A 19,997-nucleotide genomic window follows, 5' to 3' on the forward strand; every position below is an offset into this window, starting at 1 on the left:
CGAGGTCACCGGGGCGGTTACGGTTGAGGCATGCCTGTCAGTGCCCCCAGCACACCCGCCTCGACGGGGTCGGCCGGCGACGCCCTGCCGGAGCGTCGCGGCTTCCTCCAGGTGGCCCGGCAGCCCCGCATGATCGGGCTGCTCCTCGTGTTCCTGCTGGCCGCGCTCGTGTGCGGCCGGCTGGGTGCCTGGCAGCTCGACCGCGCGTACGAGCGGGCGGCGCTCGCGGCGCAGCAGGAGGCGGCGGAGGCCGCGGCGGCGGGACCGTCCTGGCTGGGCGACGTGCTGGCACCGCAGGAGAGCTTCCCGGGCGAGCTCGTGGGCCGGGAGGTGCAGGTGACCGGCCGGTTCGAGCCGGACGGCGCGCTCCTGGTCCCCGGCCGAGCCCTCGAGGGGCACACGGGCTACCTGGTGCTCACGCCGTTCCGTGTGTCCGACGACGGCACCGGCGGCGCCTCCTGGGCCGACCTGTCGGGCCCGCCCGTGCTGGCCGTGGTGCAGGGCTGGGTGCAGCGCCCCGCGGACGCCGAGGTCCTGGTGCGACCCGAGGGCGAGGTGACCTTGACGGGCTGGCTCCAGGTGGGTGAGTCGACGTCGGGCAGGGCTGCCGTCGAGGGCGACCGCACCGAGCAGATCGCCCTGAGCGCGCTGGTCAACGAGTGGGGCGGGCCCATCTACACGGGTTACCTCGTGGCGACCGACGGCCCGGGCTCGCCCGTGGACGGGGGAGTGGTGGCGCTGCCGCGGCCCACGATCGACGGCGGCACCGGCGCCAACCTGCAGAACATCTTCTACGCGCTGCAGTGGTGGGTCTTCGGCGGGTTCGCGGTTCTGCTCTGGGTGCGCCTGGTCCGTGACGAGATGGCGGGCGGACGCCGCGGTGGCCCGCCTACCGACGCGGACACGGGCATCGCGGGCCTGCCGGCTGCGTGAGCCTCTCACCTCTTCGAGACCGAGGTTGCTTCGCTTTGAGCGGCCTCAAAGCGAAGCAACCTCGGTCTCGAAGAGGAGGTCAGGCCGGGAGGCTCTCCAGCATCTGGCCGACCGCCTGCTCCAGGAGCGGACGCGGCAGCCCGAGGTTGAACCGCACGAAGCCGCGGCCGGCGTCACCGCAGTCCGCGCCGTCGACCAGGACGACGCCCGCGCGCTCGCGGAAGTACGTCGCCGCGTCGCCCGGGAGGTCCAGACCCCGGCAGTCCAGCCAGGCCAGGTACGTGCCCTCGGGGGCCCGGTAGCCGATCGGCGACCCGGCGAGCAGCTCGCCCAGCCGGGCCGCGTTGCCCTGCACGTACGGGAGGACGTCGTCGAGCCACTCGCGTCCCTCGGCATAGGCGACCCCGCCCGCCAGGATGCCCAGCGTGGACGCGCCCTCCTCGACACGCTCGCCCACCTCGTCCCAGAGCTTCACGTCGGCGTCGTTCGACAGCACCACCTGGGCGCACTTGAGGCCCGGCAGGTTCCACGCCTTCGACGCGGACGTGGCCGTGAGGGTGTGGCCCGCCGTCGTCTCGCTGAGCGACGCGTACGGCACGTGCCTGCGGCCGGGGTGCACCAGCGGGGCGTGGATCTCGTCGGAGAAGACGCGCCCGCCGTGCCGGTCCACGACCTCGGCGACGGCCAGCATCTCCGCGGGCTCCAGCACGCGGCCGATCGGGTTGTGCGGGTTGCAGACGATCATGAGGTGGCCGCCCGCGGCGAACGCCGCGTCGAGGGCGTCCAGGTCGTAGGTGTAGCGGCCCGCCTCGTCGCGCACCATCGGCACCTGAAGCACCTCGCGGCCCAGCTCGCCCGGCAGGGTGTGGAACGGCATGTACGACGGCGTCGGCACGATCACCGGCGAACCCGGCCGCGAGAAGTGCCGGATGGTGTGCTCCAGCACGGTGAGCACGTCGGAGGCGGGGCGGACGCGCGCGGGGTCGACGGTCCAGCCGTACCGGTCGGCGGCGAACGAGGCGTAGGCCTCGCTGGTGCCCCGCACCAGATCGGGCGGGAGGTAGCCGAGCAGGCCGCGGTCGACGGCGTCGTGCAGCGCGGCGGCGATCGGCGGTGCGACGGGGAAGTCCGCCTCCGCGACCCAGGCACCGAGGGCGTCGGGATAGGCCGTCCACTTGAGGCTGCCGGCCCTGCGGAGGTCGTCGGCGGTGATGGCGTCGAAGGCGTGAGCATTCACCCGCGCATTGAAACAGGCCGCCGGGACGGTCCGCGCAGGCGCCCGGTCCGTGAACGGGCCCCGCGGGTCAGGAGAGGTAGCGCGCCTCGAGCGTGGCCAGCTTGGCGTCGGCCTCGGCGTGGATCTTCTTCTCCAGCACGAACGACATGACCGGGACCACGCCGGCGATCACCATCGTGACCAGGCGGCCGAAGCCCCAGCGCATCTTCGACCACAGGTCGGCGACCGTGACCAGGTACACGACGTAGATCCAGCCGTGCGCGAACGGCACCCACGCGATGAACGGCAGGACGCCGTCGACGTCGGTGACCGCGCCCACGCCGTACTTGATGCCCAGCTCGACGCACAGGACCAGCAGCATGACACCGGTGACGAGCGCCATGAAGCGGTAGCGCGCCATGGCGCCACGGGCCTTGCGGATGGCCGTGGCGGCCGCCTCGGCGGAGATCTCGGGAGCGGTCTGCGGGGTACTCACAGCAATCGAGGATATGCCTTTTCCCGAGCGTCCCGGACCGCACCGCTCAGGCCTGTGGATAAAGCGTGGATCGATGTCAGTGGTCGTCCGTACGGTGTTCGTCGTGCGCTCCCTCCCCTTCGCCGATCCCGGCACACCGCCGCTGCGCGGTCCGCTCACCCTCCTGCTGTGGCTCGCCCGCAAGCAGGCCCACGTGCTGCTCGTGGCCATGTTCTTCGGAGTGCTCTCCTTCACGTGCAGCGCGTTCCAGCCCTACCTGCTGGGCCACGTCATCGACAGCGCCACGGGGTCGGGGCTGAGCCGCACCACGTGGAGCTGGGTGGCCGTCATGGGCGGCGTCGGGGTCGTGTGGATCGCCTCGAACGCGATCGGCCACCGGTGGGACATCACGGCGTGGATGCACGCGGCCTTCCGCACCTCGCAGCTCGTGACCCGCACCGTCGCGCGCTCGGGCCACAACATCACCAAGGAGCTCCCGACGGGCGAGGTCGTCTCGTCGGTCGCCAACGACACCATGCGGATCGGCGAGGTCTTCGCCGTCCTGGGGCAGACGCTCGGCAGCGTCGCCACATACACGATCGTCGTGGTGCTCATGCTGCGCCAGTCGCTCACGCTCGGCCTGGTGATCGCCCTGGGCCTGCCTGTCGTCGCCGCTGTCCTGGCCCTGCTCGTCAAGCCGCTGCAGAAGCACCAGAAGAAGCAGCGCGACGCGCAGGGCCGGCTGACCACGCTCGGCGCGGACACCGTCTCCGGCCTGCGCATCCTGCGCGGCATCGGCGGCGAGAAGGTCTTCACCGGCCGCTACCGCGACCAGTCGCAGAAGGTGCGGCAGGCGGGGGTCGACGTCGCGGGCACGCAGTCGGTGCTCGACGCCCTGCAGGTGCTGCTGCCCGGGCTGTTCATCGCGCTGGTCGTCTACCTCGGCGCGGCCGAGGCCATCGCGGGGCGCATCAGCACCGGGCAGCTCGTCGCGTTCTACGGGTACGCGTCGTTCCTGTCCTGGCCGGTGCACCTGCTCGTGCAGTCGGTCAACGTCGTGACCAAGGCGCACGTCGCCGCGGGCAAGGTGGTCAAGGTGCTGCAGGTGGTGCCCGCCACCGGAGCGACCGGCTCGTCGGCGACCATGCCGCCGCCCGACGTGGCGCTGGTCGACGAGACCACGGGCGTGACGCTCGAGCCCGGCCGCGTCCTCGCGCTCGTCAGCGCAGACCCGGACGAGTCGGCGCAGGTCGCGATCCGGATGGGCCGGTTCGACGACGAGGCGGAGACGGCGACGCCGGTCACCCTCGGGGGCGTGCGGCTCGCCGACCTCGACAAGGAGGCCCTGCGCGACCGGGTCGTGGTCGCCGACGCGACGCCCGCCCTGTTCTCCGGGCGGCTCGCGGGCGAGCTCGACGTGCGCGACGCCGCGAACCGCGAGGCGCTGCTGCGCGCCCTGCACGTGGCCGACGCGCACGACGTGCTGGAGTCGCTGCCGGACGGCATCGAGGGCGAGATCCCGGAGAAGGGGCGCTCGCTGTCGGGCGGCCAGCGGCAGCGGGTCGCGCTCGCGCGGGCGCTGGTCACCGACCCGGAGGTGCTCGTGCTGGTGGAGCCCACGTCGGCGGTCGACGCGCACACCGAGGCGCGGATCGCGCAGCGGCTCACCGAGTGGCGCCGCGGCCGCACCACGCTGATCGTCACGGCCAGCCCGCTCGTGCTCGACCACGTGGACGAGGTGCTGTTCCTCGACGACGGCACCGTCGCGGCCCGCGGCACGCACCGCGAGCTGCTCGACCTGGCCCCGGACGCCCCGGGCGGCCAGGCGGCCGCGCGCTACCGGCGCGTGGTCGGCCGCTCCCTCGCGGAGGACGACGAGGCCGCGGGGCTGGACCAGGAGCTCGACGCCCTGCTGGGCGCGAACGCACAGGAAGGAGGCACGGCATGAGCACGGGAAAGATCCTGCCGATCGCCGACGCCGCCCAGACCTGGGCGTACACACGTCGGCTGCTGGGGCGGCACCGGGCGCCCCTGGTCGTCATCACGGTGGCGAACACGGTGGCCGCCGTGGCGGGCCTGGCCGGGCCGTTCGTGCTCGGCCGGCTCGTCGACGGCGTGACCGAGGGCATCACGCTCGAGGCCGCGCGCGACCTGGTGCTGCTCGCCGTGGGCGCGATCGTGCTGCAGTCGCTGATCACGCGGTTCGCGCAGCGCCGGGCGATGGTCTTCGGCGAGACGGTGTTCGCCGACATGCGTGAGGAGTTCGTCGAGACCGTCACGTCCCTGCCGCTGTCGACGGTGGAGACCGCGGGCACGGGCGACCTCATCGCCCGCACGACCCGGGACGTCAGCCGCATCCAGAACGCCGTGCGCTTCGGTGTGCCGCGACTCGTGGTCGCGGTGGTCACGCTGGTGCTCACCATCGCGGTGAGCTTCGTCCTGGCGCCCCTCGTGGCCGTCGCCATCCTCGTCGGCGTGCCGGTGCTGGTCGCCGTGGCCCGCTGGTACCTCAAGCGGGCCACACCCGCCTACCAGCGGGAGTCGGCGGCGTACGCGCAGCTCGACGGCACGGTCACCGAGTCGGTCGAGGGCGCCCGCACGGTCGACGCCCTGAAGATCGGCCGGCGGCGCACCGCGCGCGGCGACGACGACCTGCACGAGGCCTTCCAGGCCGAGCGCGGGACCCTCTTCCTGCGCACGGTGCTGTTCCCCGGCGTGGACTTCGCGTTCATGATCGCGCCGATCTCCGTGCTCGTGTGGGGCTGCTACCTCGCCTCCGAGGGCACGGTGACGATCGGCGGCGTCGCGAGCATCGTCATGTACACCTACCAGCTGCAGGGCCCCGTCTGGGAGCTCATCTTCTGGCTCGACGAGATCCAGGTGGCCGCGACGTCCCTGTCGCGGATCATCGGTGTCCGGCTGGTGCCCACCGACCGGGTCGCCGGCACCGCCGTGCCCACCGACGAGCACGTCCGGGGCGAGGGGGTGCGTTACGCCTACCGCGAGGGCACCGACGTGCTGCACGGCATCGACCTCGACCTGCGGGTGGGGGAGCGGCTGGCGATCGTGGGCCCGTCGGGCTCCGGCAAGTCGACGCTGGGCCGCATGCTCGCCGGCATCCACCCGCCCACGGGCGGCACGGTGCGGGTGGGCGGGGTGCCGCTGGTGGACCTCCCCCTGGAGGACCTGCGCAAGCACGTGGCGCTCGTGACCCAGGAGCACCACGTCTTCGTGGGCTCGCTGGCGGACAACCTGCGGCTGGCCAAGATCGACGCCGACGACGCGGAGCTCCTGGCCGCCCTGCGCGCGGTCGACGCGCACGGCTGGGTGGAGGCGCTCGACGAGGGGCTCGCGACCGAGGTCGGCTCGGGCGGACACAAGCTCACGCCGGCCCAGGCGCAGCAGGTCGCCCTGGCGCGGCTGGTGCTGCTGGACCCGCACACGCTCGTGCTCGACGAGGCCACGTCCCTGCTCGACCCGCGGGCGGCGCGGCACCTGGAGCGGTCGCTCAACGCGGTGCTCGAGGGGCGCACCGTCGTGGCGATCGCGCACCGCCTGCACACGGCGCACGACGCCGACCGTGTGGCGGTGCTCGACGGAGGGCGCATCACGGAGATCGGCGCGCACGACGAGCTCGTGGCGGCGAACGGCGAGTACGCGAGCCTCTGGCACAGCTGGCAGCACGAGTAGGCCCGGCCCGCCGCGCCGGGCCGCTACGTGCCCGTCGGGGCGCCCAGGCCCGCCGACACCCGACCCGCCGCCTCGCGCACCACGGGCACCAGCGCCTCGAGCCGCTCGGGCGGCATGAACGGACGCGTCGCGGTGACGCTTACCGCCGCGACGATGCCGCCCGAGGCGTCACGGACCGGCGCGGCGACACAGAGGATCCCCGGCTCGTTCTCCTCGAGGTCGAACGCCACCCCGCGGGCCGCCGAGGCGCGCATGACCTCGACGAACGCGTCGGTGGTGAGCACGTCCCGGTCCAGGCCGTCGTCGGCCGCGGCAGGTCGCTCGGCGAGGAACTGGTCCCGCCAGCGGTCCGGGCTGTCCAGCAGGAGCGCCTTGCCGATGCCCGTGCGGGTCAGCGGCATGCGGTGCCCGATCTGCGAGCGCATCACGGCGCCGCGCGTCCCCGGGATCTTCTCGAGGTAGAGCACCTGACCCCGGTCCTCGATCGCGAGGTGCACGGTGTCGCGCACCCGCTCGGCGAGCGCGCGCAGCACCGGCGCGGCGACGGCCGTCACCGGGTTCTCCTGCAGCGCCTGGTAGCCGAGCTGGATCAGGGCGGGACCCAGGGCGTACGCACCGTCGTCGAGCCGGCGGAGATACCCGGTGGTGCGTAGGAGCTGGAGCAGGCGGTGCGTGGTGCTGCGGCCCACGCCGGTCTGCTCCGCGATGTCGCGCAGCCGGGTGCGGCCGCGGGCCACGGCGTCGACCACGGCGATCCCGCGCGCGAGCGTCTGCGTGCCGGGCGGCGGTGCGGGGGAGGTGGCCACAGTCGCACCGTACCGTCCCGATTATGGGGACGCGGTTCCCAGGACCGGGACCGGCGGCCTACCGTCCCGCACATGCCCGACGCCGCGCTCGTCGCCCTCGACTGGGGCAGCACCACGTTCCGTGCCTGGCTGCTCGACGGCGCAGGCGGGGTGCTCGACACGGTCCGTTCCGACGACGGGGCGCTCGCGGTCTCGGCCGACGGGGTCCCTGCCGCGAACCGCGCGCGGGCGTTCGAGTCGGTGTTCGAGCAGAGGTGCGGACCGTGGCTCGCCGCGTACCCCGGCCTGCCTGTGCTCTGCGCCGGCATGGCCGGGTCGAACCACGGGTGGGCCGAGGCCGGCTACGTCGACGTCCCCGCGACCCTCGACTCCCTGGCCGACCGGCTCACCGCCGTGCCCGCCCACGGCGTCACGGTGCACCTCGTGCCCGGACTGCGGGTCGCGGGCGCCGACCCTGACGTCATGCGGGGCGAGGAGGTCCAGCTCGCCGGTGTGCTCGCGCTGGCGGACGACCCGCCGTCGACCGTGGTGCTGCCCGGTACGCACTCGAAGTGGGTACGCCTGGACGGGGCGCGCGTCACCGGGTTCACCACCGCCATGACCGGCGAGCTGTACGGCCTGCTGCTGCGGGACAGCATCCTCGCGCGGCTCGCGGACGGCGACCCGGCGCCGGACGTCACGAGCGCGTTCGTGCGAGGGCTGGACACCGAGCGCGACCACGGCGACGACCGGGGCCTGCCCGCCCTGCTGTTCACCGCGCGCACGCTCGTGCTCGCGGGCCGGCTCGACCCCACGGAGGTGGCCGACTACGTGTCCGGCCTGCTCGTCGGCGCCGAGGTGCGGCACGGGCTGCGCGCGGCGGGCGACGTCGTCGCGCTGTGCGGGCCGGAATCGACCGCCGGCCGGTACCGCCACGCGCTCGAGCGTCACGGTGCGCGCGTGCGTGTCGTCGGTCCGGACGCCGCCGTGGTCGGGCTGTGGCGCGTCGCACGCGACGCAGGCCTGGTGCCGGACCCCGCCGACCCACAGGAGGCCGCATGACCTACCCCGACACCGGCCTCGTCGCGATCCTCCGCGGCGTGACCCCGGACGAGGCCGTCGAGATCGCCGCCGCGGTGCTCGACGCGGGTTTCGACGCCGTCGAGGTGCCCTACAACTCGCCCGACCCGCTGGAGTCGATCCGCCGCATCCGCGCCGCGGTCCCCGCCGCGAGCCGGGTCGGGGCGGGCACCGTGCTCACGCCCGACGACGTCCGCCGGGCCGCCGACGCCGGCGCCTCGCTGATCGTGTCGCCGAACACGCGGGCCGACGTGGTCGCCGAGACCGTGCGCCTCGGCCTGGAGAGCTACCCCGGGGCCGCGACGCCGACCGAGGCCTTCGTCGCGCTGGACGCCGGGGCGCGCGCGGTCAAGCTGTTCCCGAGCACGGCGGTCGGCGTCGACGGCATGCGGGCGTGGGCGAGCGTGCTCCCCGGCGGCACGGGCCTCGTGCCGGTGGGTGGCGTCGACGCGGGCAACCTCGCCGACTGGGCACGGGCGGGCGCTGCCGGGGCCGGGATCGGCACGTCGCTGTACCGCCCGGGCGACACCGCGTCGACGGTGGCCGGCCGGGCCGCCGCCCTCGTCGCCGCCTGGCACACGGCCCGTGCCGCCCTGTAACGCACCCGCCCTCGGCGGCCCCCACCCCACCCCACCTCGGAAGGACCCCCGTGAAGATCACCTCCGTGACGACGTTCGCCGTGCCGCCCCGGTGGCTGTTCGTGCGGATCGAGACCGACACCGGCGTCGTCGGCTGGGGCGAGGCCACGCTCGAGGGCCGGGCGGCGACCGTCGCCGCGCTCGTCGAGGAGCTCAGCGACTACCTGGTCGGCCGGGACCCGCGTCGCATCGAGGAGCACTGGACGGTGCTGTACCGGTCCGGGTTCTACCGCGGCGGCGGGCTGCACATGAGCGCGCTGGCCGGCATCGACCAGGCGCTCTGGGACATCACCGGCAAGGCGCTCGGCGCGCCCGTGCACGAGCTGCTCGGCGGCCGCGTGCGCGACCGGATCAAGGTCTACTCGTGGATCGGCGGCGACCGGCCGGCCGAGACAGCCGCCCAGGCGCGGGCCGCCGTCGACCGCGGGTTCTCCGCGGTCAAGATGAACGGCCCCGAGGAGCTGCAGTACCTCGACACGCGCGCCAAGGTCGAGACGGTGGTCGCCAACGTGTCGGCGGTGCGCGAGGCGGTCGGCCCGGACGTCAGCATCGGCGTCGACTTCCACGGCCGCGTGCACCGCCCCATGGCCCGCGTGCTGCTCGAGGCGCTGGCGCCGTTCCACCTCATGTTCGTCGAGGAGCCCGTGCTGTCGGAGCACGTCGACGGCATCGCGGACGTGCTGCGCGGCTCGGCGACGCCGATCGCGCTGGGCGAGCGGCTGTTCTCCCGCTGGGACTTCAAGGACGTCATCACGTCCGGCGTCGTCGACGTGGTGCAGCCGGACCTCTCCCACGCGGGCGGCATCACCGAGGTGCGCAAGATCGCCGCGATGGCCGAGGCCTACGACATCGCCGTCGCGCCGCACTGCCCGCTCGGCCCGATCGCGCTCGCCGCGTGCCTCCAGCTCGACGCCGTCGCCTACAACGCGGTGATCCAGGAGCAGAGCCTCGGCATCCACTACAACACCTCGAACGACCTGCTCGACTATCTCGTCGACCCGTCGGTCTTCGACTACGTCGACGGGTCGGTCGCCATCCCGCGCGGCCCCGGCCTCGGGATCGAGGTCGACGAGGAGTACGTGCGCGAGCGCGCCGCCGAGGGGCACCGGTGGCGCAACCCCGTGTGGCGGCACGCCGACGGGTCGTTCGCCGAGTGGTGAGCGCCGACTCCGCGCCCAGGGTGCGGGAGGTTACACGGCCGCGGGGCGCCCGACCGCCGGGCGGGCCATAGACTGGGCGGGTGACGTCACCCGCCACCACCCCCGAGGCTCAGCCCCAGACCCCCCGACCGGTCATCGTCGTCGACTTCGGCGCGCAGTACGCCCAGCTCATCGCGCGCCGCGTGCGCGAGGCCAAGGTGTACTCGGAGATCGTGCCCCACACGTTCACGGTCGAGCAGATGCTCGCCAAGGACCCGGCGGCCATCATCCTGTCGGGCGGCCCGTCCTCCGTGTACGCGGCGGGCGCCCCGTTCGTGGACCCCAAGCTGTTCGAGGCCGGCGTGCCGGTCATGGGCATCTGCTACGGCTTCCAGGCCATGGCGCAGGCGCTCGGCGGCGAGGTGGCGCAGACCGGGCTGAGCGAGTTCGGCGGCACCGAGGTCGAGGTGTGCTCCGCGGGCGTGCTGCTCGCCGACACCCCCGAGCACCAGACCGCCTGGATGAGCCACGGCGACGCCGTCCACAAGGCTCCCGTCGGGTTCGAGGTGCTCGCGACGTCGGTGGGTTCGCCCGTCGCCGCGTTCGAGGACACGCGCCGCCGCCTCTACGGCGTCCAGTGGCACCCCGAGGTACGGCACTCCGCGCACGGCCAGACCGTGCTGGAGCACTTCCTCTACGAGGGCGCCGGGCTGAAGCCCGACTGGACGCCCGGCAACGTCATCGCCGACCAGGTGGCCGCGATCAAGGCGCAGATCGGTGACGCCCGCGTCATCTGCGCGCTGTCCGGCGGCGTCGACTCCGCCGTCGCCGCCGCGCTCGTGCAGCGCGCCGTGGGCGACCAGCTCACCTGCGTGCACGTGGACCACGGCCTCATGCGCGCCGGCGAGGTCGAGCAGATCGAGAACGACTTCGTCGCCTCGACCGGTGTCAACCTCGTGATCCGCGACGAGAAGGAGCGGTTCCTGAGGGCGCTCGCCGGCGTCAGCGACCCCGAGACCAAGCGCAAGATCATCGGCCGCGAGTTCATCCGCGTGTTCGAGGACGCGCAGCGGGACATCATCGAAGAAGCAGGCGAGGCGGGGGAAGAAGTCAGGTTCCTCGTGCAGGGCACGCTGTACCCGGACGTCGTCGAGTCCGGTGGCGGCGAGGGCGCGGCCAACATCAAGAGCCACCACAACGTGGGCGGCCTGCCCGACGACCTGAACTTCGAGCTCGTCGAGCCGCTGCGCACGCTGTTCAAGGACGAGGTCCGCGCGGTGGGCCGCGAGCTCGGCGTGCCGGAGGAGATCGTCTCGCGCCAGCCGTTCCCCGGCCCCGGCCTGGGCATCCGCATCGTCGGCGAGATCACGGCCGAGCGCCTGGAGATCCTGCGCCGCGCCGACGCGATCGCCCGCGAGGAGCTGACGAAGGCCGGCCTGGACAACGAAATCTGGCAGTGCCCCGTGGTGCTGCTCGCCGACGTGCGTAGCGTCGGCGTCCAGGGCGACGGCCGCACCTACGGGCACCCGATCGTGCTGCGCCCCGTCTCGTCCGAGGACGCGATGACGGCGGACTGGACGCGCCTGCCGTACGACGTGCTGTCCGTCATCTCGACCCGGATCACCAACGAGGTGCGAGAGGTCAACCGCGTGGTGCTCGACGTGACGAGCAAGCCGCCGGGCACCATCGAGTGGGAGTGACGTCCCGCGGCCCCGCACCCGTCCGGGTGCGGGGCCGCGGTCGTCTCTGCCGGTCCGCCTACCAGCCGCTCAGCCGAGCCCACGTCAGCCCGACGGCGGTGCCCAGCAGCATGTACGGGCCGAACGCGATGCCCGTGCGCCACCCAGCCCGGCGGCCCAGCAGCAGCACGGTGGCCACGGCGGCCGCGAGCACGTGCGCCGCGAAGACACCGGCCAGGAGGGTGCCCCACGAGTGCCAGGCCAGTGCGGCCCCCAGGCTCACGGAGAGCCGGACGTCGCCGTACCCGATGCCGCCGCGCCGCGACACCTGGTAGAGCACCCGGTACAGGGCGAAGTACGCCAGCGCGCCCAGCGCTGCCCGGCCCAGCGAGCCCCACTGGCCGGTGCCGAGCGCGGCGACTGCGAGCAGTGCCGCCGTCGTCCAGCCGAGCGGGAGCACGAGCGCGTTCGGGAGCCGGTGGGTGCGCGCGTCGATGACGCCGAGCGCGGCGCCCACCACCGCGAGCACCACGTAGGCGGGGGTGAGCCAACCGGGTCCGCTCGCCCAGACGGCCCAGGCCACGGCCGGCACGACGGCGATGCCGATGCCCCGCGCGAACGGAGCCACCTCGGCCCGCGCGCGCCGGTAGTGGCGCACCGCGAAGGGCTCCGCGGGGCTCGTCGGGGCCGGTTCGCTGGGGCTCACCCGGGGAGGCTATCGGCGCTCAGGGCGTGCCGCAGCGCGACGGCGGACCGGGGTCGCCGTCGGACCGGCGGCCCTCCTTTTCGAGACCGAGGTTGCTTCGCTTTGAGGCCGCTCAAAGCGAAGCAACCTCGGTCTCAAAGGGGAGAGGGGCGGGTCAGCGCGATCGCCTCCGCGTACGTCCGCTCCGTGGTCGCCAGGACCTCCGGCCAGTCCATGGCCGACGGCGGTTCGGCGGCCGCCGCCAGCAGCCGGTCGAGAAGGCCGGGCTCGGTCGAGAGGCGCACGAGGGCGTCCGCCAGTGCGCCGTCGTCGGGCACCACGAGGCCCGAGGTGCCGTCCACGACCCGCTCTGCCACCCCCGAACCCGCCCGCGTGACCACCGTGAGCCCCGCGGCCTGCGCCTCCAGGGCGGCGAGGCCGAAGGCCTCCGCGACGGCGGGCGCCACGAACACGTCGGCCCGCGCGTAGAGCCGCTTGAGCTCGGTCGCGGTGAGCCGGCCGGGCAGGGCGACCACGTCGCGCAGGCCGTGCTCGGCGACGAACCGGAGGGCGGCGGGGCGTTCGGGGCCGTCGCCGGCGAGGGTCACGAAAAGGGCGTCGCCGGGGAGCCGGGCCGCGGCGTCGGCGACGGCGGCGAGCAGCGGCAGCATCCGTTTGCGCGACGCGAACCGCGCGGCGGACACGACGTGCACCGCGGGACCCTCGGGCCGCCGGTCGCGCTCGGTGCGCGGCACCCGCCAGGACGCCAGGTCCAGGCCGTTGGGCAGGATCGCGACGTCGGCGCCCCGACGGGCCACGATCCGGTGGAGCGGAGCCGCGGTGAGCTCGCTGACGGCGGTCCACCGGACCGGCCAACCTGACCAGCCGGTCATCCTGTCCAGCGCGGCGAGCGCCGGTGCGGCCGCGCCCCACACGCTGTGCACGGTCAGCACCGCGGGCAGCCCCAGCCGGGTCACGGGACGCAGCGCGGCCTGCGCCGTGGGGGCGAGCACCCCCATGTGCAGGTGCACGACGTCGGGTCGCTCGCCCCGGGCGATCGCGTCCCGCAGGCGGCGGGTCACGTGGGCGGTGGAGCGCGGGTGGACGGGCCAGCCGCCCGGCACCCGGGCGGCGACGCGGTGCACGGTGACGCCACGCTCGACGGCGGTGGTCACCCCGTGCGCCCCGCGGCGGGCGGGGGTGGTCGTGACGACCTCGACCTCGTGCCCGGCCGCCGCCTGCTGCTCGGCCAGCCGGCTCACCTGGGCCTCGATGCCACCGAGGAGGGGGAGGTACGTGTCCGACACGTGGGTGATGCGCACGCCCGTCATCCTCGCACCGGGAGCCCGGTTCCTCAGGGGCACGCCGCGCGCTGCGGCCGGGGCGAACCTACCGTGGACGGCATGACCGAGTACACGAACGTTCCTGTGAAAGGCGTCCGAGGCGCCGGCGCGTTCACGGTCCTGGCCGGGGTGATCATGATCCTGGCCGGGATCGCAGTCTGGATCCTCGTGGCGACGCAGCTCGCCGCGGAGAACATCACGGTCTCCGACGACTCCACGTTCCTGGCTGGAGCCCTCGCCGGCCAGCAGGTCCAGGGACCCCTGACGGCCTACGCCCAGGCCGACATCATCAACCACCACGCGCTGGAGGCCTCGGGCGGGGCCACCTATGCCGAGCTGGAGCAGGACGATCCCGTCCGAGACACCATGATGAACGCGTCCTTCCTGCGGGCGTCGCTCTTCACGTCGGTGGTCTCGTTTGGGATCTGCGCCCTGGTGATCGGGCTCGGGATCGTCCTGTGGGTGGTGGGCGGGGCGCTGCGGCGCCTGGGCCGCGCGCCCCTGCCCCCGGCGGTCTAGCGCCGCCGGAGGCTGGAGACCACCGAACCGACGACGAGGATCACGCCCGCCACGCCCAGCAGCACGATCAGCGCGACCCCGAGGTCGAACATCACGCCCGCCGCGACAGCGAGGATCCCGAGGCCGACGGCGATCACGATGAGCCCCCAGACCGCCGTCCCGACGCGCGGGCGGCGCACCGGAGCCTGGTCCGCGTGCTGATCGGCCTGCGCCGTCGTGGCCGCGGGCGTGTCCTGGGACGCGCCCGCCGGAGCGGAGCCGGTGCCCGTGGTGGCGCCGGCCGCCGCCTGCGGCGCGGAGTCGCGCAGCGGGGCGAGCGGGTCGTCGTCGTGCGCAGGGGCGTCGTGGACGGCGGCCGCCGCCTCCTCCGCCTGGACCCGGGCCGCGGCGGCGCCGTAGGCCGGGTGCACCTCTCCCTCGGGGGCCGCGCCGTCGGGGATCCGCGAGGTCGCCTGGGCGATCTCCTGCGTGGGCGGGGTCGCCGCGGGCGTCAGCTGCGTCGTGGCCTCCGTCAGGACCGCCGCGGGGGGCAGCACCTGGGTGGTCTCGGCGGACTCGGCCGCAGGGTTCTTCTCGGTGTTCTCGGTGTTCTCAGAAGTGTTCATGGCCTCGCTCACGTCCTGGCTCTCGGGCCCGCCGGATGTCCCGGGCGGGGACTCGGTACGGCCCTGGGTGTCGTCCGGGCTCTCGGTCGAGGGCTCGGTGCGGTCGTCGTCGGTCTGCCCGCTCATCGCGTGCTCCCCCTCTCGATCTCGCTGACGATCACTTCGCCGGCGCCGGCCCGGATGTCCAGGCTGAGCACGGCGCCGTCGTCACCCACCTCGTCGCTCGCGAAGTAGGCCGACGAGCCGACGCCGCTGGTGGCGCGGTCCTGCTCGTCGAGGGTCCAGCGCACGTTGCCGGCGCCGATGTAGGCGTTGGCGTCGACCGGCACGTCGGCCGGTACGACGACGACGGCCTGGCCCGCGCCGAGCTCGATGGGCACCAGCACGGATTCGCCGGGCTCCACGTCGGACAGGTCCAGCTCGGACAGGTCGATCACCGGGTCGCCCCACCGCACGTAGAAGCCGTTCTCCGCCTCGCGGATGGTCTGCACGGTCACGGTGCCCTCGGTGAGGGTGGCCGCGTCCGGGTTCTCCGGCTCGCTCATGATGTCCTCGATCTGCCGGCCGGTGACCACGGCCTCGTCGGTCAGGTAGCTGGCCGAGCTGCCGAAGAAGGTGATGTAGGTCAGGCCGAACAGCAGCGCGAGGATGCCGAGGAAGCCGAGCACGCCGCTGGTGCGGCCCCGCAGCGCGGACACGACGATCGCGATGCCGACCACCACCGTGGACGCGCCGACCCAGACCATCCCCAGGCCGAAGCCGTCGGTGGCGAAGCTCGTGGCGCCCACCCGCTCGGCGGCCAGGAGCAAGGCGCCGCCCAGCAGGATCAGGCCGAACGTGATGCCGACCGCGGCGCTGCCAGGGCCGCGGCGCACGCGCACCGGGGGTGGCGCCGTCCGGACGAGCGGCGGCGTGGGCGGCGGGGCCGCCCGGTACTGCGGCTGCCGGTGCGGTGCGGGGCCCGCGCCGGTCGCGTGGACCAGCCCGTCGGGCCGCCGGTAGTCGACCGGCGGTGCGGGTGCGAACGAGGTCTGGCTGCCCGGAGCGCCGGGCGTGGCGGCAGGAGCACCCGGGGTGGGCACGGTCGGCGTCGGGACCGCTCCGGGCGTCGCAGGCCCGTAGCCCGCCCGGCGCGACTCGCGGTGCCGCTGCACGCCCTGGACGATCAGGTACGCCGTCACGCCCAGGACCGCCAGCCAGAACAGGGCGCCGAGCCACTCCCAGCCGCCGTTGTCCCACCAGCCGATGGGGCCGCCCCACGCGAAGCCGATGAGGAACACGGCCACGGAGCCGAGCATCGCGACGTCGAAGTTGCCGCGCGCCGCCTCCTGCAGGTGGATGCGTCCGTCGCGCTCGGGCAGGAGCGCCCAGGCGATGCCGTACAGCACCAGGCCGAGGCCGCCGAGGAAGAAGCTGATGATCAGCAGGCCGCGCACCAGCAGCGGGTCCCAGCCGATCCGCTCGGCGACACCCCCGGCCACACCGCCCACCCAGCGCTGGTCGGAACGGGGGAACAGGCCGCGGCGGATGGAGGCGAAGAAGCCGGACTCCGGATAGGGCTGCTGTCCGGCGCTCGCGGGTGCGGCGTCGGGTGCGGCGTCGGGCTGAGGCTCGGACGCCGGTTCGGCGGGGTCGACTGCCGGGCCGGAGTACCGTGCGCCCTGCTCGGCCGACCCCGCGTCGGCCGGGCCACCCGGCCCGCTCGTGGCGTCCTGGGGACGCGTCTCATCGGTGCTCATGGTGCCCATGCTGGTTCATCCGCCGCCCCCGGGGCATCGGGGACCGGCCCTGAACCAACCCTGGTTCCCCCGGCGCGGCACCCTGAGATCCAGGCTCAGCCATGTTCAGGGGGACCGCGCCCGTGTGACGATCGGGGGGTGACGCAACGACTCACCCTCCGCAGGCCGGGCAAGGCCGGGCCGGGGTACAGCGGCCGCTGGCTGGCCGGTGTGGCCGCCGGCCTCGCCGCGCACACCGGCCTGCCCGTGTGGCTGGTCCGCCTCGGCTTCATCGTGCTGACGGGGTTCGCGGGCGCGGGCGCCGTCGCCTACATCTTCTGGTGGGTGACCGTGCCCACCGGCGTGCCCACGCGGCCCGACGACACCGTGCCCACCGAACGCGCCCGGCTCGCCCCGCGCCTGACCACCGACGCCTCCGCCGACGCTGCCGCGCAGGAGCGCACCACGGCGTCGCTCGCCGAGCGGGTGCGCCTGTCCGGGCCCGTGTCGCGGCTCGCGGTGCGCGACATCTGGGTCGGCGTCGTGCTGCTGTCCAGCGCCGCGCTGCTCGTCGCCTACCGCGCCGGATGGGACCCCGTCGCATCCTGGGTGCTGCCCGCGCTCATCGGGCTCGGCGGCGTGGCCCTCGCCTGGAGCCAGATCGACGCCACCGAGCGGGACAAGTGGGTGGGCGGCTCCGGGTCGCTCCTGCGCTCGCGGACGGCGCTGCTGCGCCTGGCCGGCGGCGTGGTGCTGACCATGCTCGGCGTGCTCATGCTGGTGGGGCAGGACACGCCGGTCAGCGTGCTGATGCAGGCCACCGTCGCGTCGGTGGCGATGGTCGCCGGCCTGGTGCTGGTCTCCGTGCCGTGGTGGATCCGGCTCGTGCGGCAGCTCGGTGACGAGCGCGCGGCCCGCGCCCGCGAGGCAGAGCGGGCCGACATCGCCGCCCACCTGCACGACTCCGTGCTGCAGACCCTCGCCCTGATCCGGTCTCAGGCCAAGGACCCCGAGGCCGTGTCCCGCATGGCCCGCGCCCAGGAGCGCGAGCTGCGTGGCTGGCTCTACGACGACCGCCGCGAGCCCGGCACGTCGGTGGCGGCGGAGCTCAAGGAGCTCGTGGCCGAGATCGAGGACGCCGTGGCGCCGCTCACCGTGGAGACCGTGGTCGTGGGCGACTGCCCGCCCACGGAGTCGACGTCCGCGATGCTCCAGGCCACCCGCGAGGCGCTGCTCAACGCGTTCAAGCACGGCGCGCCGCCCGTGTCCGTGTACCTGGAGGTCACCGACGAGGTGGCGGAGGTGTTCGTGCGCGACCGCGGCGAGGGGTTCGACCTCGACGAGATCGCCCAGGACCGGTTCGGCGTCCGGGAGTCGATCCTCGGGCGCGTGCGCCGCCGCGACGGCAGCGCCGAGGTCGTGAGCAGGCCAGGATGGGGTACCGAGGTGCGCCTGCGCATGCCGCTGGACCGGACAGGCGACAAGAAGACCGAGAAGAACGGCAGGGCACGGGCGGCGTCGGCCCCCGGTGCCGTGCCCGCCACTGTGGAAGGTGCGACGAGATGACAACCCCCGCGACGCCGTCGGGCAGCACGCAGAGCTCCGTGACGATCCCGGTGCCCGTGGTGCTCGTGGACGACCACCACCTGTTCCGCACCGGCGTGCGGGCCTCGCTCGACGACCGGGTGACCGTGGTGGGCGAGGCGTTCGACGTCGACTCCGCGGTGGCGCAGGTGCACCAGCACCGGCCGCCCGTGGTGCTGCTCGACGTGCACCTGCCCGGCGGCAACGGCGGCGGCGGCGCCGAGGTGGTGCAGCGGTGCGCCGGCCTGCTGGCGGAGGGCGTCCGGTTCCTCGCGCTGTCCGTGTCGGACGCGGCGGAGGACGTCGTCTCCGTCATCCGGGCCGGTGCCCGGGGATACGTCACCAAGAACATCGCGCCCGCCGACCTGTCGTCGGCGGTGGTGCAGGTGGCCGGCGGTGACGCCGTCTTCTCGCCGCGTCTGGCCGGCTTCGTGCTGGACGCGTTCGGCGCCTCCGCCAACGACATCGCCGTGGCCGACGACGAGCTCGACCGCCTCTCCAAGCGCGAGCAGGAGGTCATGCGGCTCATCGCGCGCGGGTACTCCTACCGGGAGGTCGCGGGCGAGCTGTTCATCTCGATCAAGACGGTGGAGACCCACGTGAGCGCGGTGCTGCGCAAGCTCCAGCTCTCGTCCCGGTACGAGCTGACCCGCTGGGCCGTGGCCCGCCGCCTGCTCTGAGCCTCCGCACCAGGCACGGCATTGAGTTCGGTCCGTTGCCTCGAGATCGGTCGTTCGATGGACCGATCTCGAGGCGAGGGACCGAACTCAGGGGGCCGCCACGGGCGATGGTCGTGGCAGGGGATGAAGTACACAACTGTGCGTTCACACTGGTCGGGCGCGTTGGTACGCTGCGGTGCCCGGGTGGGGCGGCGCCCCGCGGGGATGCCTCCCGCGCGGGCATCGTGCACAGTTTCGGCGGCTCCCCGCCGCACGTCCGTCGGAGATGAAGCCAGGTCCAGTGCGCACACGCCGTCTCGTCAGTCTCATGGTCGCGTTGGTCGCGGGCATCATCTGGGTGCTGAGCACGCTCGCGAACTTCTCGAACACGTGGAACCCGCTGAACTTCGTGCTGCGGGTCGCCGCCGGGGTGGTCACGGTCGCCGCGGCCGCCGAGTGGCTCGTGCTCACCGTCCGCGACCTGCGCGGCCGGGACGCGACGCACGACGAGGCCGTCGCGACGTCGGCCGAGGCGCCGGCGGACCCGCAGCCGGAGCGTTCCGAGCCCGCGGCCTGGCGGGAGCAGGTGCCACCGCCCGGGCAGGTGCCGCCGCGGGAGCGCGGCACGCCGCCGGACCCGCAACCGCGTCCGGGACCGGCATCACGGCCGCCTGACCCGTCGCCCGTACCCGGGTTGCCGGCGCCCGGCCTGCCGCCGTCTGCCATGCCGCCGTCTGCCATGCCGCCGGAGCCGCCCTCCGAGGCCGGCCCTCGGACCGCACCACCGCGCCGGCCCCGGCGCCGGAGCGACCCCCGCCCGCCCCGCCGACCGCGGACGTCCGGCCGGCCGGGGCTGTCCCGGCTGCGGCGCACGCACGGGGCACCGGGCGAGAACCTCTCCGTCGTCGTGAACGGCGGCACGCTCGATGTCGTCGCCTACCTCATGGAGCGCAAGGTGCGGCGGGTCACGCTGCGGGTCGGGCTGGACTCCGAGTCGCTCGAGGGGCTGGCCGAGGTGCTCGGCGCCGCACCGCACCGGGTGTTCAGCACGCAGGAGCCGACGCGCGGGCTGTTCGACCGGTCGGCGTACACGCAGGTCGAGGGGGCGTCCGGCTCGGGCGCGTGGAGCGTCGCCGTCCGCACGGAGCACGTCGAGGCGCTCCGCTACGTGCTGCTCCGGGCCGCCCCGCTCGGCTGACTTCCGTTGAGTGCTGGATCTTCGCCCGGTTGATGGCCTTCGCGCGGGCGA

The 19,997-nt window shown here is 74.2% G+C and carries 18 protein-coding genes; 11 read left to right on the plus strand and 7 right to left on the minus strand.

The window, feature by feature from the left end; translation table 11 throughout:
- The first annotated feature begins 30 nt into the window (after nucleotides 1–30).
- Complete coding sequence (locus APR03_RS11105) at nucleotides 31–933, plus strand: SURF1 family protein (protein ID WP_253835664.1); 903 nt, start codon at nucleotides 31–33, stop codon at nucleotides 931–933.
- Nucleotides 934–1,012: 79 nt separating this feature from the next.
- On the opposite strand, the gene APR03_RS11110 is transcribed toward APR03_RS11105, so the two are convergent.
- On the minus strand, nucleotides 1,013–2,170 hold the full coding sequence (locus tag APR03_RS11110) for a MalY/PatB family protein (protein WP_253835666.1): 1,158 nt from the start codon (nucleotides 2,168–2,170) through the stop codon (nucleotides 1,013–1,015).
- A 67-nt stretch (nucleotides 2,171–2,237) separates the two neighbouring features.
- Nucleotides 2,238–2,645, minus strand: a complete 408-nt coding sequence (locus APR03_RS11115; protein WP_253835668.1) for a DUF3817 domain-containing protein — start codon at nucleotides 2,643–2,645, stop codon at nucleotides 2,238–2,240.
- 73 nt (nucleotides 2,646–2,718) lie between these two features.
- Here APR03_RS11115 and APR03_RS11120 point away from each other — a divergent pair, with 73 nt between their 5' ends.
- Nucleotides 2,719–4,572, plus strand: a complete 1,854-nt coding sequence (locus APR03_RS11120; protein ID WP_253835670.1) for an ABC transporter ATP-binding protein — start codon at nucleotides 2,719–2,721, stop codon at nucleotides 4,570–4,572.
- On the plus strand, nucleotides 4,569–6,314 hold the full coding sequence (locus tag APR03_RS11125) for an ABC transporter ATP-binding protein (RefSeq protein WP_253835672.1): 1,746 nt from the start codon (nucleotides 4,569–4,571) through the stop codon (nucleotides 6,312–6,314). Before APR03_RS11120 ends, APR03_RS11125 begins: the two co-directional genes overlap by 4 nt.
- A gap of 23 nt (nucleotides 6,315–6,337) precedes the next feature.
- Here APR03_RS11125 and APR03_RS25230 read toward each other — a convergent pair whose 3' ends face one another.
- On the minus strand, nucleotides 6,338–7,120 hold the full coding sequence (locus tag APR03_RS25230) for an IclR family transcriptional regulator (protein ID WP_253835674.1): 783 nt from the start codon (nucleotides 7,118–7,120) through the stop codon (nucleotides 6,338–6,340).
- 72 nt (nucleotides 7,121–7,192) lie between these two features.
- Here APR03_RS25230 and APR03_RS11135 point away from each other — a divergent pair, with 72 nt between their 5' ends.
- The 4 genes from APR03_RS11135 (at nucleotide 7,193) to guaA (ending at nucleotide 11,656) form a co-directional block, all read left to right on the plus strand.
- Nucleotides 7,193–8,161, plus strand: coding sequence for a 2-dehydro-3-deoxygalactonokinase (locus APR03_RS11135; protein WP_253835676.1), 969 nt, complete (start codon nucleotides 7,193–7,195; stop codon nucleotides 8,159–8,161).
- On the plus strand, nucleotides 8,158–8,778 hold the full coding sequence (locus tag APR03_RS11140) for a 2-dehydro-3-deoxy-6-phosphogalactonate aldolase (RefSeq protein WP_253835678.1): 621 nt from the start codon (nucleotides 8,158–8,160) through the stop codon (nucleotides 8,776–8,778). Before APR03_RS11135 ends, APR03_RS11140 begins: the two co-directional genes overlap by 4 nt.
- Nucleotides 8,779–8,828: 50 nt before the next feature.
- Entirely contained in the window at nucleotides 8,829–9,977 is a 1,149-nt protein-coding gene (gene dgoD / locus APR03_RS11145) for a galactonate dehydratase (RefSeq protein WP_253835680.1), read from the plus strand.
- 80 nt (nucleotides 9,978–10,057) lie between these two features.
- A complete protein-coding gene (gene guaA / locus APR03_RS11150; protein WP_253835682.1) occupies nucleotides 10,058–11,656 on the plus strand; it encodes a glutamine-hydrolyzing GMP synthase in 1,599 nt (532 codons plus the stop codon).
- A 58-nt stretch (nucleotides 11,657–11,714) separates the two neighbouring features.
- On the opposite strand, the gene APR03_RS11155 is transcribed toward guaA, so the two are convergent.
- The gene (locus APR03_RS11155) at nucleotides 11,715–12,341 is read right to left on the minus strand and encodes a prepilin peptidase (protein ID WP_253835683.1); all 627 of its coding nucleotides are present in this window, start codon (nucleotides 12,339–12,341) and stop codon (nucleotides 11,715–11,717) included.
- Between the two features lie 134 nt (nucleotides 12,342–12,475).
- On the minus strand, nucleotides 12,476–13,642 hold the full coding sequence (locus APR03_RS11160; protein ID WP_253835684.1) for a glycosyltransferase family 4 protein: 1,167 nt from the start codon (nucleotides 13,640–13,642) through the stop codon (nucleotides 12,476–12,478).
- Nucleotides 13,643–13,723: 81 nt separating this feature from the next.
- Here APR03_RS11160 and APR03_RS11165 point away from each other — a divergent pair, with 81 nt between their 5' ends.
- A complete protein-coding gene (locus APR03_RS11165) occupies nucleotides 13,724–14,182 on the plus strand; it encodes an aromatic ring-opening dioxygenase LigA (RefSeq protein WP_253835685.1) in 459 nt (152 codons plus the stop codon).
- On the opposite strand, the gene APR03_RS11170 is transcribed toward APR03_RS11165, so the two are convergent.
- Nucleotides 14,179–14,913: a hypothetical protein gene (locus tag APR03_RS11170; RefSeq protein WP_253835686.1), complete on the minus strand. Its 735-nt coding sequence runs from the start codon at nucleotides 14,911–14,913 to the stop codon at nucleotides 14,179–14,181. The two genes, APR03_RS11165 and APR03_RS11170, sit on opposite strands and share 4 nt — an antisense overlap.
- Nucleotides 14,910–16,526, minus strand: a complete 1,617-nt coding sequence (locus APR03_RS11175) for a PspC domain-containing protein (protein WP_253835687.1) — start codon at nucleotides 16,524–16,526, stop codon at nucleotides 14,910–14,912. Before APR03_RS11175 ends, APR03_RS11170 begins: the two co-directional genes overlap by 4 nt.
- Before the next feature lie 138 nt (nucleotides 16,527–16,664).
- On the opposite strand from APR03_RS11175, the gene APR03_RS11180 reads away from it, so the two are divergent.
- The 3 genes from APR03_RS11180 (at nucleotide 16,665) to APR03_RS11190 (ending at nucleotide 19,946) form a co-directional block, all read left to right on the plus strand.
- Nucleotides 16,665–18,071 carry a sensor histidine kinase gene (locus APR03_RS11180; RefSeq protein WP_253835688.1) on the plus strand — a complete coding sequence of 469 codons (1,407 nt, stop codon included), beginning with the start codon at nucleotides 16,665–16,667 and terminating at the stop codon, nucleotides 18,069–18,071.
- Nucleotides 18,068–18,769, plus strand: a complete 702-nt coding sequence (locus APR03_RS11185; RefSeq protein ID WP_253835690.1) for a LuxR C-terminal-related transcriptional regulator — start codon at nucleotides 18,068–18,070, stop codon at nucleotides 18,767–18,769. The genes APR03_RS11180 and APR03_RS11185 overlap by 4 nt, the downstream gene beginning before the upstream one ends.
- A gap of 307 nt (nucleotides 18,770–19,076) precedes the next feature.
- Nucleotides 19,077–19,946, plus strand: a complete 870-nt coding sequence (locus tag APR03_RS11190) for a hypothetical protein (protein ID WP_253835692.1) — start codon at nucleotides 19,077–19,079, stop codon at nucleotides 19,944–19,946.
- Nucleotides 19,947–19,997: the final 51 nt, after the last annotated feature.

This window comes from Promicromonospora thailandica (assembly GCF_024171955.1).
Taxonomy (GTDB): domain Bacteria; phylum Actinomycetota; class Actinomycetes; order Actinomycetales; family Cellulomonadaceae; genus Promicromonospora; species Promicromonospora thailandica.

Bases quoted from the DNA above. Each gene is read 5' to 3' on its own strand.
- APR03_RS11105 (WP_253835664.1), top strand. From the start codon at position 31: ATGCCTGTCAGTGCCCCCAGCACACCCGCCTCGACGGGGTCGGCCGGC.
- APR03_RS11120 (WP_253835670.1), top strand. From the start codon at position 2,719: ATGTCAGTGGTCGTCCGTACGGTGTTCGTCGTGCGCTCCCTCCCCTTC.
- APR03_RS11125 (WP_253835672.1), top strand. From the start codon at position 4,569: ATGAGCACGGGAAAGATCCTGCCGATCGCCGACGCCGCCCAGACCTGG.
- APR03_RS11135 (WP_253835676.1), top strand. From the start codon at position 7,193: ATGCCCGACGCCGCGCTCGTCGCCCTCGACTGGGGCAGCACCACGTTC.
- APR03_RS11140 (WP_253835678.1), top strand. From the start codon at position 8,158: ATGACCTACCCCGACACCGGCCTCGTCGCGATCCTCCGCGGCGTGACC.
- APR03_RS11165 (WP_253835685.1), top strand. From the start codon at position 13,724: ATGACCGAGTACACGAACGTTCCTGTGAAAGGCGTCCGAGGCGCCGGC.
- APR03_RS11170 (WP_253835686.1), bottom strand. From the start codon at position 14,913: ATGAGCGGGCAGACCGACGACGACCGCACCGAGCCCTCGACCGAGAGC.
- APR03_RS11175 (WP_253835687.1), bottom strand. From the start codon at position 16,526: ATGAGCACCGATGAGACGCGTCCCCAGGACGCCACGAGCGGGCCGGGT.
- APR03_RS11185 (WP_253835690.1), top strand. From the start codon at position 18,068: ATGACAACCCCCGCGACGCCGTCGGGCAGCACGCAGAGCTCCGTGACG.
- APR03_RS11190 (WP_253835692.1), top strand. From the start codon at position 19,077: ATGGTCGCGTTGGTCGCGGGCATCATCTGGGTGCTGAGCACGCTCGCG.